This window comes from Streptomyces macrolidinus (assembly GCF_023887685.1).
GTDB lineage: Bacteria > Actinomycetota > Actinomycetes > Streptomycetales > Streptomycetaceae > Streptomyces > Streptomyces macrolidinus.
Genome location: NZ_JAMWMR010000021.1, coordinates 58,049 through 71,583, shown reverse-complemented (window position 1 = coordinate 71,583; position 13,535 = coordinate 58,049). Strand labels below are relative to the sequence as shown.

At 71.9% G+C, this 13,535-nt stretch carries 11 protein-coding genes; 7 read left to right on the top strand and 4 right to left on the bottom strand.

Annotation, left to right across the window (positions count from 1 at the left end; genetic code table 11):
• The first annotated feature begins 52 nt into the window (after window positions 1-52).
• The gene (locus tag NGF19_RS21820) at window positions 53-4,639 is read left to right on the top strand and encodes a cation-translocating P-type ATPase (protein ID WP_252426764.1); all 4,587 of its coding nucleotides are present in this window, start codon (window positions 53-55) and stop codon (window positions 4,637-4,639) included.
• 79 nt (window positions 4,640-4,718) lie between these two features.
• Here NGF19_RS21820 and NGF19_RS21815 read toward each other — a convergent pair whose 3' ends face one another.
• From NGF19_RS21815 to NGF19_RS21805, 3 genes are all read right to left on the bottom strand, one after another.
• The gene (locus NGF19_RS21815; RefSeq protein WP_252426763.1) at window positions 4,719-5,057 is read right to left on the bottom strand and encodes an SH3 domain-containing protein; all 339 of its coding nucleotides are present in this window, start codon (window positions 5,055-5,057) and stop codon (window positions 4,719-4,721) included.
• 251 nt (window positions 5,058-5,308) lie between these two features.
• Window positions 5,309-6,121, bottom strand: coding sequence for an SGNH/GDSL hydrolase family protein (locus tag NGF19_RS21810; RefSeq protein ID WP_252426762.1), 813 nt, complete (start codon window positions 6,119-6,121; stop codon window positions 5,309-5,311).
• A gap of 293 nt (window positions 6,122-6,414) precedes the next feature.
• Window positions 6,415-7,374 (bottom strand): serine hydrolase, encoded by a 960-nt coding sequence (locus NGF19_RS21805; protein ID WP_252426761.1) that lies wholly within the window; start codon window positions 7,372-7,374, stop codon window positions 6,415-6,417.
• A gap of 376 nt (window positions 7,375-7,750) precedes the next feature.
• On the opposite strand from NGF19_RS21805, the gene NGF19_RS21800 reads away from it, so the two are divergent.
• The 3 genes from NGF19_RS21800 to NGF19_RS21790 all read left to right on the top strand — a co-directional run bounded on the left by NGF19_RS21800 (window position 7,751) and on the right by NGF19_RS21790 (window position 9,200).
• Window positions 7,751-8,125 carry a roadblock/LC7 domain-containing protein gene (locus NGF19_RS21800; RefSeq protein ID WP_252426760.1) on the top strand — a complete coding sequence of 125 codons (375 nt, stop codon included), beginning with the start codon at window positions 7,751-7,753 and terminating at the stop codon, window positions 8,123-8,125.
• A 198-nt stretch (window positions 8,126-8,323) separates the two neighbouring features.
• Complete coding sequence (locus NGF19_RS21795; RefSeq protein ID WP_252426759.1) at window positions 8,324-8,695, top strand: ArsR/SmtB family transcription factor; 372 nt, start codon at window positions 8,324-8,326, stop codon at window positions 8,693-8,695.
• 22 nt (window positions 8,696-8,717) lie between these two features.
• Window positions 8,718-9,200: an acyltransferase family protein gene (locus tag NGF19_RS21790; protein ID WP_308288509.1), complete on the top strand. Its 483-nt coding sequence runs from the start codon at window positions 8,718-8,720 to the stop codon at window positions 9,198-9,200.
• Between the two features lie 191 nt (window positions 9,201-9,391).
• On the opposite strand, the gene NGF19_RS21785 is transcribed toward NGF19_RS21790, so the two are convergent.
• Window positions 9,392-10,312 carry a phosphotransferase gene (locus NGF19_RS21785; RefSeq protein ID WP_252426757.1) on the bottom strand — a complete coding sequence of 307 codons (921 nt, stop codon included), beginning with the start codon at window positions 10,310-10,312 and terminating at the stop codon, window positions 9,392-9,394.
• Between the two features lie 431 nt (window positions 10,313-10,743).
• Here NGF19_RS21785 and NGF19_RS21780 point away from each other — a divergent pair, with 431 nt between their 5' ends.
• The 3 genes from NGF19_RS21780 (at window position 10,744) to NGF19_RS21770 (ending at window position 13,527) form a co-directional block, all read left to right on the top strand.
• Window positions 10,744-11,337, top strand: a complete 594-nt coding sequence (locus NGF19_RS21780; protein WP_252426756.1) for a TlpA family protein disulfide reductase — start codon at window positions 10,744-10,746, stop codon at window positions 11,335-11,337.
• A gap of 245 nt (window positions 11,338-11,582) precedes the next feature.
• Window positions 11,583-12,653, top strand: coding sequence for a Dyp-type peroxidase (locus tag NGF19_RS21775; protein ID WP_252426755.1), 1,071 nt, complete (start codon window positions 11,583-11,585; stop codon window positions 12,651-12,653).
• Between the two features lie 28 nt (window positions 12,654-12,681).
• On the top strand, window positions 12,682-13,527 hold the full coding sequence (locus NGF19_RS21770) for a family 1 encapsulin nanocompartment shell protein (protein WP_252426754.1): 846 nt from the start codon (window positions 12,682-12,684) through the stop codon (window positions 13,525-13,527).
• The last annotated feature ends 8 nt before the right edge of the window (window positions 13,528-13,535 follow it).

The following is a 13,535-nucleotide window of genomic DNA, read 5'->3' as shown; positions in this document are numbered from 1 at the left end:
GGAAACAGGACGAGAGACCGAGGGACCGGCCTGCTCGGGAGGTGGCGCGCGGATGTCGTTGCTGTCAGGGGTGCCCTCGCAGCTACCCGCGGCGCTCGCCGGAGGGCTGGCCGGCGCGATGACCGCCGCCGTGCGCGGCGCCGCCGGCACGGCCGCCGTCCTGCTCGGCCTGGAGCGCCGGGACGTCTGGTCCCGTCCCGGACGCTGCCACATCGAGGTGCGCGGCGTACGGGGACCCAGCGGCGCATCGGTGGGCCGGATCGTGGAACGCGCGCTCGAGGACCACCCCGGCGTGCTGTGGGCCCGGCTGAACGCCCCCGCCGAGCGCGTCGTCGTGGAGCTGGCCTCGCCGCCCCCACCCCAGCGGGAACTGATCCGGATCGTCGCCCGAGCCGAGGCCGCGGGGGCCGCCATGACCGACGGTCCGGGCGTGCCCCACCACGGGCACCCCGAACCGCACCACCCGGCCGAGGGGCGCCACAGGCGACCGGCGCTTCCGGTGCTCATGGCGGACCTCGCGGGCCTGGTGCTCACGGCGGCCACCCGCGTGTCCCCGTGGACGCCCCTGCCGGGCGAAGTGGGCGCACTGGCCACGGCGGTCCAGTACCACCCCCGGCTGCGCAGGGTGATGACGCACGGGCTCATCGGAGCGGAGCGTTCGGACGCGCTGGTCCCCGTACTCAACGCGCTCCTCCAGGGCATGGCCACGCGCGGCGGTGGCCTGGTCCTCGACACCGTCCAGCGCCTGGCCCAGTGGCGGGAGGCCGACGCCGCCCTCGACGCGTGGGCCCGCGCGGAGCCGCACCTCGTGCCGGGCCCGGACCACGCGCACGCCGAACCCATCGTGCGGGAACGGCCCAAGGCCCGCGAGGACCTGACGGCGGGCTATGCCGAACGGGCCATGGCCGCCGGGGCCACCGTCGGCGCCCTGACCCTGCCCTACGCGGGACCGCGGCGCGCGCTGTCGGTGGCGCTGGCCGGCCTGCCGAAGGCACCGGAGGCCGGGCGCGAGGGCTTCGCCACCAGCCTCGGCCGCTTCCTCGCACTGCGCGGCGTCGTGGCCATGGACCGCGGTGTACTGCGCCGCCTGGGCCAGCTCGACACCGTGCTCCTGGACGTGGACGCGTTGCGCAGCGGCCGGTACGAACTGACCGACCTGGCCCTGCTCGACGGCGTCGAACTCGAACAAGTGGCCGACATCCTCTTCGCCCTGTTCGACCCGGCCGCGCCCGCACAGGTCCACCACGACGGCACGGGCTGGTCGCTCGGCCCGCTGGAGGACCTGGAGGTGACCGGCCGCACCGGGCGACGGGACGCGGAACGGCTGCGGGACGAGGGCGGCGAACTGGTCCTGGGCCTCGCCTTCGAGCGCCGTCTGATGGCCGTCGCGGGAGCGGCGATGCAGACGCTGCCGGGCGCGCAGGCCCTGACCGCCGCCGCCCGCCGCTCCGGCATCCGCGTGGTGCTCGCCGCCGACCAGCCCTGCCCGGAACTCGGCTTCGTCGACGCGATGGTGCCCGCCGACGGCCACCTCGTCGCCTCCGTACGCGCGTTGCAGGCGGACGGCGCGACCGTACTGCTGGTCTCGGGCAACCGGCGTGCGCTGGGCGCCTCCGACTGCGGCATCGGCGTCCACCCGGCGGGCGAGCCGCCCGCCTGGGGAGCCCACCTGCTGGTCGGCACCGACCTGGACGCGGTCGCGCTGCTCCTCGCGGGCGTCGGCGTCGCCCGCCAGGTCGACCGGGACTGCGCCGTCCTGGCCGCGAGCGGCGGCGGCATCGGCGCCGTCGCCGCACTGCGCGCACGGGCCGCCGACGCGTGCGCGCGCGGCCAGACGGCGTCCACCACCGCCGGAGGGATCGCCTTCGGCCTCGGCGTCTGGCGCGCCCGCCAGTTGTGCGCCCGCCCCCTCACCCCCTCCGCCGAAGACGTGCCCTGGCACCTGATGCCCACCTCCAGGGTCATGGACCGGTTGCGTACGAGCGGCGCCGGGCTCAGCGCCGAGGACGCCGCGGCACGCGCCAAGGACCCCACCGGGACCGGGACGCCCCGTACCGGCGTGCTGTCCGCGTTCCTCGAAGAACTGGCCAACCCGCTCACCCCGGTCCTCGCCGGGGGCGCGGCCCTGGCCGCCGTCGTGGGATCGCGGGCCGACGCCGCGCTGGTCGCCTCGATCACGGCCACGTCGGCACTGGTCGGCGGGGTGCAGCGAGTCCGGACCGAGCGGGCCCTCGCCGAACTGACCGCCCGCTCCGCGGTCGGCGCACGCGTACGACGCGGAGGCGGCGAGCGCCTGGTCACCGCCGAGGAACTGGTCCCCGGGGACATCGTGCTGCTGCGCCCCGAGGACGTGGTCCCCGCCGACTGCCGACTCCTGGAGGCCCACGGTCTGGAGGTCGACGAGTCGTCGCTGACGGGCGAGTCCCTGCCTGTGGCCAAGGACCCGGCACCGGTGGTCGCCTCGCAGCTCACCGGACGGCACTCGATGCTCTACGAGGGCACCACCGTCTCCGCCGGGGACGCGGTCGCCGTGGTCGTCGCCACCGGGGCGGCCACCGAGGCCGGCCGCACCATGGCCACCGCGCGGGAGGCGGCACCGGTGACCGGCGTCGAGGCGCGCTTGTCGGCGCTGACCAAGGCGAGCCTGCCGGTGGCGACGGTGTCCGCCGCGGCCGTGGCGGTCGCCGGACTGCTCCACGGGCGCCCGCTCGCCGACTCCCTCGTGTCCGCGGTGAACCTGGCCGTCGCGTCGGTGCCCGAAGGACTGCCGTTCCTCGTCAACGCGGCCCAGTTGGCCTCCGCGCGCCGACTCGCCGAGCGGGGCGCGCTGGTACGCAACCCGCGCACGATCGAGGCACTCGGCCGGGCCGACGTCCTGTGCTTCGACAAGACCGGCACCCTCACCGAGGGCGATCTCCAGCTCTCCGCCGTCAGCGACGGCGAGCGGACCCTGCCCGTCGACCGGATCGGCCTATGGCACAAGGCGGTTCTGGCCGCCGCGCTCCGGGCCACACCGGCCGCCCGGCAGTCCGAGCCGATGGCCCACCAGACCGACCGGGCCGTGGACCTGGCGGCCCGCCGGGCACGCGTCTCCGTCAGCCGCGGCGCACCCCGCTGGCGGCGCACCGGCTCCCTGCCCTTCGACCCGTCCCGCGCCTACCACGCCACGGCGGGCCGCACCGCGGGCGGCGCCACCCTGCTCAGCATCAAAGGCGCCCCCGAAGTCGTCCTGGCCCGCTGCCGCCGCAGACGCCTGAACGGAACGGAGAGCGCGCTCGACGCCGCCGCGCGCACGGCCCTCACCGCGGCCACCGAGGAACTCGCGGGTGCCGGACGCCGCGTCCTCGCCGTGGCCGAACGGACGGTACGGTCGGGAGCGGAACTCACCGACGACAGCGTGCGGGACCTGGTCTTCGTCGGCTTCGTCATCCTGGCCGACCCGGTGCGCCCCGGCGCGGCACCGGCCATCGCCCGGCTGCGCGCGGCCGGGGTGCACACGGTCCTGGTCACCGGGGACCACGCCGCCACCGCCGAGGCCATCGCGGCCTCGGTCACCGGCGACCTGGATCAAACCGTGTGCACGGGGCCGGAGTTGGACGCGCTCGAGGACGACGCGCTCGACGAACTGCTGCCCAAGGTGGATGTGATCGCCCGCTGCGCCCCCCACCACAAGGTCCGTATCGTGCAGGCCTTCCAGCGGCTCGGCCGGGTCGTGGCGATGACCGGCGACGGCGCCAACGACGCGCCCGCCATCCGCCTCGCGGACGTCGGGATCGCGCTGGGACGGCGCGGCACCCCCGCGGCCACGGCCGCCGCCGACCTGGTCATCGGCGACGACCGCCTGGACACGATCGTCGCCGCCCTGACCGAGGGCCGGGCGATGTGGACCTCCGTGCGGACCGCACTGGCCATCCTGATCGGCGGCAACCTCGGCGAGGTCGGCTTCAGCGTGCTCGCCTCCGCGTCGGCGGGCAGTTCACCGCTGAACGCCCGCCAGATCATGCTCGTCAACCTGCTGACCGACCTCGCTCCCGCGCTCTCCATCGCCGTCCGCACCCCGGCCGAGAACACCGGGGAGCAGCTCCTCCAGGAAGGCCCTCATCACGCGCTGGGCACCGCTCTCACCCAGGAGATGCTGCAACGCGGTCTCACCACCGCTCTCGGCGCCGGGCTGGCCTGGGCCGGTGCGCGCTGCACCGGTACCCGACGCCGCGCGGGCACCGTGGCGTTGGCCGCCGTGGTCGGCACACAGCTCGCGCAGACGCTCACCAGCGGCGGCACCGACCGTCATGTGCTCGTGGCCACCCTCGGCTCGGCCGCCGTGCTCGTCGGCATCATCCAGACCCCGGGCGTCAGCCGGTTCTTCGGATCGACCCCGCTGGGCCCCGTCGGCTGGGGCATCACCCTGACCGCCATCACCACCGCGACGCTCCTCCACGCGAAGCTGAAGCCACTGGCGTGCCGCCTCGCCGACACGGACTGGATGACCGCCGCCTCCCGGAAGGTCGAGGGGAATCGGAAGACCGAGGGGACGGGACCGTCCTCGCCGTCGCCCACGGCTGCCCCGGTCGCCTGGCTGAACGCGGCACTGACCCGCCTCGGGCTGCTCGCACCGGGACCCGGCACCGTGAGTGAGTGAACGGCACCGTCACTGTGCCCGTACAGACGACGGCGGCGCCCGCCCGGAGTTCGGGCGGACGCCACCACCAGCCGCTGTATCAGCAGTGGTTGGGCACGTTCCCCTTGTCGTTGCCCTTCAGGTAGATGGCGCTGACGTAGCCGATGCCGCCGGAGTTGAGCTGGAGGCGGACCCAGTTGCGGTTGCTGATGCCACCGTCGGTGACCAGGTCGCCTTCGAGCCAACACAGCCCCGTGTAGCTCTGGTTGGGATTGACGAAGCTGACGTTGCGTTCACCGACGGCGGGACCCGCGTGCACATTGGCGTGCTTCCAGGCCACCACCATGGTGGAGGCCAGGGCGGGCGTGGCGGCGAGCATTCCCGCGCCGACCAGGGCGGCGCTCGCCCCGCTCAGAGCGAGGGCGCGCTTCGTCTTCATGCCGAACATCTGATTCTCCCGTTGGTGTTCCGGCCCCGGCGAACCGGGGCCTGATGCGTGACACGTGATGCGGGAGCGGAGTGATGCGTGGTGCGTCCCCGCCCCGTGATCCGACGCGCTCCACGCTCTCGAATCCCGTGCCCCGGCTCAATCGCCGATCGGAACGAGTGCGCGGCGCCGTGTTCGCGGCGCGCGTTCGATCGCGAGGCGTGAGCCGCGCACACAACCGGGCGCCCGGCCGCCGTGGTACGTCAGGTCGTGCGGTTGAAGAGGGGCAGGTAGCCGCGGGAGTGGCCGAGGGCCGTGGGGTGGTAGGACTCGACGGGAGCCAGCAGGTTGATGCTGCGCATCCAGGGGCTCGTGGAGCAGATCTCGTGTCCGCGGAAGGCGGCCCGGACATCGGTGAAGGTGAATCCGTGGTCGGCGGCGCGCTTCGCGATCACGGTGTTGAGATGGTCGACGGCGTTGTTCACGGCCGACCGGGAGGTCTCCGCGAGACCCGCCGCGCACCTGCCGTTGAGCTGGTACAGATGCGGATAGCCCATGACCACGACATGGGCGACGGGCGCCTTCCGCCTGATGCCGGTGTAGAGACGGTCCAGGTCGCGCGGCAGCGTCTTGTCCATGTACCTGCGCGCCCCGGCGACGGAGGTCAGACACGCGCTGGTGCCCCGCAGCACACAGTTCTTCATGACACTGGAGAAGCCCGAGTCACTGCCGCCCGCGGTGACGCTCACCAGGCCCGTACTTCTGTTGAGCGGGCCGAGCTGGCGGCCGAGGACATCGGTCGTGTGGGCGCCGTTGCAGGCGGTGAAGCTGAACGACGAGCGCGCGTGGGCGGCGGCCCACAGGGCGGGATAGGCCTGGCTGCTGCGCAGGCAGTCGCCGCTGGAGCCGAGGTAGCGACCGGCTCCGACACCGGCGGAGTAGGAGTCGCCGAGGGCCACATAGCCCCGGGCCGCCGCTGTGTGCGGGAGTGCCTGTGCGGACGTGGCGCCGGTGAGGGCGCAGGCGGCGGTGAGAAGGAGGGAGGTCACACCGGCCGCGATTCGGGACTGTCTCATACCTCTGCCTTAGCACGGCCCGTTCACAGCGGGGGTCAGCTCCGTCACGCTGTGTCGATCCGTGTTGAGCGAGGCCGAGGGCTGTGCTGCCGGGCGGCGCCCCGCACCGGACGGGGGAGGGGTACGGGGCCGGGCAGCGCGGTGGTGGGCGGCCCTACGGGCCGATGTCACCCGAAGGGGTGTCACCCGACCGGCGGTCTCCCTGCCGTCACTCGACCGGTGGACACGGCCGGGTCAGTGGGCAGCCAGTGGGAGTGGACCCGGCCGAATCACCGGACGTGGACCCGGCCGAATCACCGGGCGGAGGCCGAGGACACGGCCGTCCGGGCCGCGTGCTCCACCACCGAGATGCCGTCCTTCATCGACGTGTTGCCGTCGGAGAGAACGGCGACGAGGTAGCGGTGTCCTTCGACGGTGACCTGCCCGACGCTGTTGATGTCCCACAGCCCGGTCGTGCTGCGCTGCAACCAGCCGTTCTTCAGCGCCCATTCGGCTCCGGGCCCGGCCGCCGAGACACCCCACGCCTGGTCGTCGGCGACATGGGCCATGAGCGTCCGGATGTAGGCGCGGGAGGCCTCGTTCAGAGTTGTGGAGTCCTCGGCATCCTTGGCGTCCTTGGCGACCGAAGCGTCTGTGGCGTCCGTGGCCTTCGTGTGCGTGGCCGGGCCGGTGTCGAACAGCACGCGCAGCAGCCGTATTTGGTCACTCGCCGTCGTCTGGGTGAGCCCCCACAGAGGACCGGGGCCGCCCTTCGTCGCGGTCAGGCCCAGCCGCTTGTTGGCCGCCTCGAGGCCCGGCGCCAGCCCGATCTGCCGCCACAGGGCGCTCGTCGAGTCGTTGTCGCTGTGCTCGATCATGGCCTTCGCGTACTCCTCTTCCTGAGGAGTCAGGGACCGCCCCTCGTCCTGGGCCTGGAGCAGCACCGCCGCGAGGATGTCGACCTTGATGATGCTCGCGGTGTCGTACGGGGTGTCGGCCCCGTAGACCGTGGGCTCGGGATGTGCGCCGTCCAGACTGAGCACCGCCGCCGTCACGCGCGCCTCGGGCTTCTTCTCCATCGGTCCGGCGGCTCCCTCGTGGGTGTCGGTGTGCGACGACGACGTGGCCGCGCGGGCGGGTTCCGCGGTGATCGCGTCGAGCGAGAGGAACGTCGTCACGGACGCGAGGATCACACCGGCGCAGGCGACGGCGCGCCTGCCCCGGTGCCCGCCCATCGAGTGCGGACGTGACAGGGAGAAGAGACGGTACGGCATGGAGGCAGGCCTCAACAGTTCTTGGGGGAAGGGGGCATGCGCCTACGAACGTAGACAAAACACCCCAGGTGACGCGGTGATCGGTGTCACTGCGGGCCGGATTCGCGCGCGAATGTGGTGAGGGTCATGGGTGATGGTGTGGCCGCCGTCACGTTCACGGGCGTCGAATGCCGAACCCGGAACCCTGAACCTCGCTGGGCGATGCGATCACTCTTCGTACGTAAGCGATCAGAGAACGCACATCTGTCGTCGCTTCGGGGCTCTCTCGATCAATCCCGAAGCAAGCCGGTTACCGGTTGCGCACAGTCCGTAAGGTCCAGGGCACCAGCCCGGCGGGAGACGCCCGGGTCAGGAGTGACCAGGAGGAGACACCGGTATGGCCAATGTGGAGATCTCCCTCAAGGAGATGATGACCTCGATCGAGGGCTCCCTGGGAGCGGCCCTCGTGGACTACACCAGCGGTATGGCGCTGGGCACCCTGGGCGGCGGCAAGGACCTCGACCTGACCGTCGCCGCGGCGGGCAACACGGACGTGATCCGCGCCAAGACCCGCACCATGGAACACCTCGGCCTCAAGGGCGAGATCGAGGACATACTCATCACGCTCGGCAGCCAGTACCACCTCATCCGCCCGCTCACGGGCCGAGGCGGCAACGGGCTGTTCCTCTACCTCGTGCTCGACAGGGAACGGTCCAACCTCGCCATGGCCCGCCACCAGCTCAAGCGCATCGAGGCCGACCTCGAGGTCTGAGCAGCCCTTCCGTCACTGCCTCCGCACACCCACGAGTTGAAGACTTCTTCATCTGGACACATCCAGATCAGAGCAATCTCACGGGTGTGCGGGGCCGGAGCCGCGAGGATCGGTCCGCAGGACAGCCCGCGGCGGCACACACCGGGCCGCCGCGCCCAGCACACCACCCGTCACGCGGCAGGGAGCGAGCCACTCACCATGCAGGTCCCCCTCTACCAGGCCAAGGCCGAGTTCTTCCGCATGCTCGGACACCCGGTCCGTATCCGGGTCCTGGAACTGTTGCAGCGCGGTCCCGTCCCCGTACGTGACCTGCTCGCCGAGATCGGGATCGAACCGTCCAGCCTCTCGCAGCAGTTGGCCGTCCTGCGCCGCTCGGGAATCGTGGTGTCCATACGGGAGGGCGCGACCGTCAGCTACGCGCTCGCCGGCGGCGACGTCGCCGAACTCCTGCGCGCGGCCCGCCGCATCCTGACCGAACTGCTCGCAGGGCAGAGCGAGTTGCTGGCCGAACTGCGCCAGGCCGACCTCAGTCCGGCCCTGTCCCCGGACACCACCAGCCGACCCTCGTAAGGTCAACGCGCGACCACACCCGGTGTCGTACAGGGCACAGCTTGATTGCGACACGGGCTCTCCGCCGCACCTGCCGCGCGCCGGGCCGCACACCAATCCGCCGTCGGCGGCGATGCTGGCCTGGACCGTGGCCCAGGTGGGACTGTGCCTTCTGGTCGCCCCGTGGGCACGGCGGTTGACGGACCGCGAACGCGTAGGGCGGGTGGTGCGGCCGGTGGGTGGCGCCAGCATGACCCTGTACCTGTGGCACATGCTGCTCGTCGCCGCCGCGTTCTATCTGACCGGACTCGCCCCCGAGCCCGCGTTCGCCTCCTCGGCCTGGTGGACCCTGCGTGTGCCGTGGTTGGTGGTGCTCGGCATCGTCATGACCGGTGTGGTGGTTGCGCTCGGACCGCTGGAGCACGTGCTCTCGCTGCTGTACGAGTGGGCTCGCCCGCACGCCGACCCGCGCCGTCCCTGGCGGCTGTGGCTGGGCCTGGCCGCAACAGCCGCCGCGCTGACCTGATTCGCCGTACAGGGCTTGGCCCATGACGGTCGCTTCCCGACGCTGCCCGCACTGGGTCTGTTCCTCGGCGCGCTGCTCGTACTGCTCCCCGAACGAGCGGGGCCGCGCCGGGGCATCTCCTCTCCCGGTGCCGTCGAGCCGGGGGCCACGGGGCCGCGCCCCGGCATGGTACAGCCTCGTGGATGCGTCGGTCAGCGACTCCGAGCGAGGGCGTGGAGTTCCCCGAACGCCCCTGCCGTGAGCTGGTCCAGCGTGCGTCTTCCTCGCGCGGTCGTCGCGGCGTCATGGTGCGCGGGGCCCCGGACCAGGCAGCGCACCGCGTCGAGGGCCGCAAGGCCTCTCAGTGCGTAGTGCTCCTCGGGTACCAATTCGCGGCCGTAGCCCCGGAAGCACGCCGCCGCCAACTCGGGCCGTTCCGCCCAGATCCCGCAGCTCATCGGGACGAAGTCGTGTACCACGGTGGCGAATCGGGCCCGTTCGAAGCCGATCCAGCAGGCCTGCGCCGAAGCCGGGGACCACAGGAGGTTCCGAGGCCGGGCAGCGCCGTGGACGAACGCGAGCGGCAGCGGTGGAAGGCAGCGCAGCCGCTCGGTGAGCTCGCGAACGAGCCTCCGCTCGGCCGGTGTCAGCCGTCCGGCGGCCTGTTGCAGATACTCCTCGGCTTCGTCCGCCGCGGCCCGCAGCGACCGCGCGGCCTCGGCGCGGCGGGGGCCGGACAGATCACCGGCCGCGTGCAACCGGGCCAGCAGAGCGCCGCCTTGCCAGTGGGCGCGGACTTCCTCCGCGGGGGTCAGCTTCAGCCGTCCGAGCGGGCGGCCCGGGACGGCGGTCAGCAGCAGGGCCAGATGCTCGGCGCTCGAAGCGCGCAACTGCGGTGCGTGGCCGGATCCGAGCGCCGGGACCGCGTGGCGCAGCGCGAAGGTCTCCCGCTCGTAACTCAGCGGCCGGGAAGAGACCTTCAGGCAGAACCGGACGCCGTCGGGGCGGCGAAGAGCCCAGACGCGGGAGTCCTCGCGGGTGGGTGAGGGGTGCGCTGTGACGGAGACCGGCGTACGGAGTTCCTTGCGAACCCAGTCGAGCAGGGCCGGTGCGGGCAGGGTCGAGTCGGTCATGCCCCCCACCTCGATGACGGTCGTGACGCGGAGGCGAACAGGGCGCGGCGAGCGTCGACCACGCGCCGGAACGCGACCGGAGCGGCGAGCCGAGCAGGAGGGTTCTCGAGCGCGGGCCGAAGGGCGGTGAGGGCGAGCACGGTCTTCATGGAGTCTCCTCGGTGAGGGAAGCGGTTGGGAACGACCCTCCTGCACACCACTGACAATCGGCGGGGGAGGGGAGCGTGATCCGGACAGCCCGAGCGGGCGTCACGGCGAGGGGCCGAGCGGTGCAAGAAGGCCTCTGACCTGGTCAGGAGTCGGCAGAAAGGATTCGCGAACTGCGCGCCGATGTCCCGTGGTTGAGCGGCGGCCGAGATGGCTTGATCTGAGCTGTTCCATGATCCGAAGGCGGTGAAGGGGCGCGGCGAGGGCCGTGCGAGACTGCGCGCATGCATCTCGGCCGAGCCCTTCACCTCCCCCTGGCGGCAGCCCTGGTCACCGCGGCTGCCCTGTCCCTGACCGGCTGCGACAACAGTGGGGCCGGGGGCGACCGGGCGCACTACGTGACCGACGCCGACGGCATCTCCACCGTCCGCAAGGCCGATCGGCAACCAGCCGGTGCCATGAAGGGCGAAACCCTCGACGGGAAGCGGCTCGACGTCGCCGATCTCCGGGGCAAGGTCGTCGTGATGAACGTATGGGGCTCGTGGTGCGTCCCCTGCCGTGCCGAGATCCCGAATTTCGTGAAGGTCGCCAAGGCGGTCAAGGGCAAGGGCGTGGAGTTCGTCGGCATCAACACACGCGAGGCGAGCCGCACCCAGGCCGTCGCCTTCGAGAAGGACTTCCACGTGGACTACCCGAGTCTGTACGACCCCACGGGGAAGCTCGTCCTCGCCGGATTCCCCAAGGGGACACTGAACCCGCAGACACTCCCCTCCACGATCGTGCTCGACCAGGACGGGAAGATCGCGGCCCGCTCGTTGCAGGGACTGTCCGAGGAGCGTCTGCGCAAGATGATCGACGCGGTGCTCGCGGACACGTAGGTGCCGGGTGCGCGCCACTCCCGGGTGTGCGGCCGATCGTCGGTAGCTGTGGCTGTCCCGTCGACGGGCCGCCAAGCGGTGGCGAGTGCCGGGTCCGCGGCATACGGTGAACCAGAGGACGCCCCGCGGGGCGTTCTGGTAGTACGCCGTACCTCCCCCTCGCAGTACGCCGCACTTCCCCCTCCCAGTACGCCGTACTCCTCGTCGTACCGTGCCCGTCCGCCACGGCTGGAAGGGGCCCTCGCATGTGCGCCCACGCCCAGGAGCCGATACCCCAGCCGGTGCTGTCCCCGCTCACGCACGCCGCGATCTTCCTCGTCGTGACCGTCGACCAGGGTGGCGAACCGGTCGTACGGCAGCTCCTGGCGGACCTCAACGGGCTCCAGCGGGCCGTGGCCTTCCGCGCGATGTCCGAGGGGAGGCTGAGCGCGGTCGTCGGCATCGGCTCGGAGGTCTGGGACCGGCTCTTCGCTGGGCCCCGCCCCGCGGAACTGCATCCCTTCCGTGAGCTGGCCGGAGACCGGCACCGGGCGGTCTCGACACCCGGCGATCTGCTCTTCCACATCCGCGCGGCGCGCCCCGACCTCTGCTTCGCCCTGGGCAGCGAGATCATGGACCGGCTCCGAGGCGCTGTCACCGTCCGCGACGAGGTGCACGGGTTCACCTACTTCGACATGCGTGACCTGCTCGGATTCGTGGACGGCACCGAGAACCCGACGGGGCCCGCGGCGAACGCGGCGGTCCTGATCGGTGACGAGGACGCCGAGTTCAGCGGAGGCAGCTATGTGATCGTGCAGAAGTACCTGCACGATCTTCAGGCGTGGAACGCCCTTCCCGTCGAGGCGCAGGAGAGGGCGATCGGACGCAGGAAGCTGTCCGACGTCGAACTCGACGACGACGTCAAGCCGCCCGACTCCCACGTGGCACTGACCACGATCGAGGACCCGGACGGGACCAAGCACGAGATCCTGCGCGACAACATGCCCTTCGGTACCATCGGGCAGGGCGAGTTCGGCACCTACTTCATCGGCTACGCCCGTACCCCGGCCGTGACGGAACGCATGCTGGAGCGCATGTTCCTGGGTGCGCCGCCCGCCTCCCACGACCGGATCCTGGACTTCTCCACCCCCGTGACGGGCTCGCTGTTCTACGCGCCCACCAGCGACTTCCTCGACAACCTCCCCGACGAGGCGAGCGGCGAGAGCGGCGAGAGGGAGAAGAGCGAGGAGAGCGAGGAGAGCGAGGAGGACAGGACGGCACCGGCCCGGCTCGCAGCCTCGGACGGCTCCCTGGGCATCGGCGACCTGAGGAAGTGACAGAAGGCGAGAGAAGGCGAGCCCCGCGATGGACAACCTGCACCGGGAACTTGCACCCGTCTCCGCCGCAGCCTGGGCCGATCTGGAGGACGAGGCACGGCGTACGTTCACCCGGCACGTCGCGGCCCGCCGGATCGTGGACATGCCCGCGACGGGCGGACTCGATCCGGCAGGGGTGGGCAGCGGGCACCTTCAGGGTGTCGAGGCACCGGCCGACGGGGTAGAGGCCCGGCTGCGCCGGTTCCAGCCCCTGGTCGAGCTGCGGGTGCCGTTCACCGTCGACCGGCAGCAGGTGGACGATGTCGCTCGCGGCGCGAAGGACGCGGACTGGCAGCCGGTCAAGGACGCCGCCCGGAAGATCGCCATCGCCGAGGACCGCGCGGTATTCGAGGGGTACGCCGCAGCGCACATCGTCGGTCTGCGGGAAGGTTCGTCCAACCCGGCGCTGACCCTGCCGACCGAGGTGAGCGCCTACCCGGACGCCGTCAGCAAGGCCCTGACCGTGCTGCGGCTCGCCGGTGTCGGCGGCCCGTACGCCCTGGCGTTGAGCGCCGAGGCGTACACCGCCGTCAGTGAGACGTCCGACTACGGCTACCCGATCATCAACCACATCGCCCGAGTACTCGACGGCGACATCGTCTGGGCACCCGCCATCGACGGCGCCTTCCTGCTGTCGCGGCGGGGCGGCGACTTCGCACTGCACCTCGGCCAGGACGTGTCCATCGGATACCTGTCGCACGACGAGCACAGCATCCGGCTGTACTTCCAGGAGACGCTGACCTTCCTGGTGCACACCAGCGAGGCGGTCGTACCCCTGGAGATGCAACCGCCTTGGCCCGCCGAACAGTTGGAACCGCTGGAGGCGGAGACATGAAGGTCGGC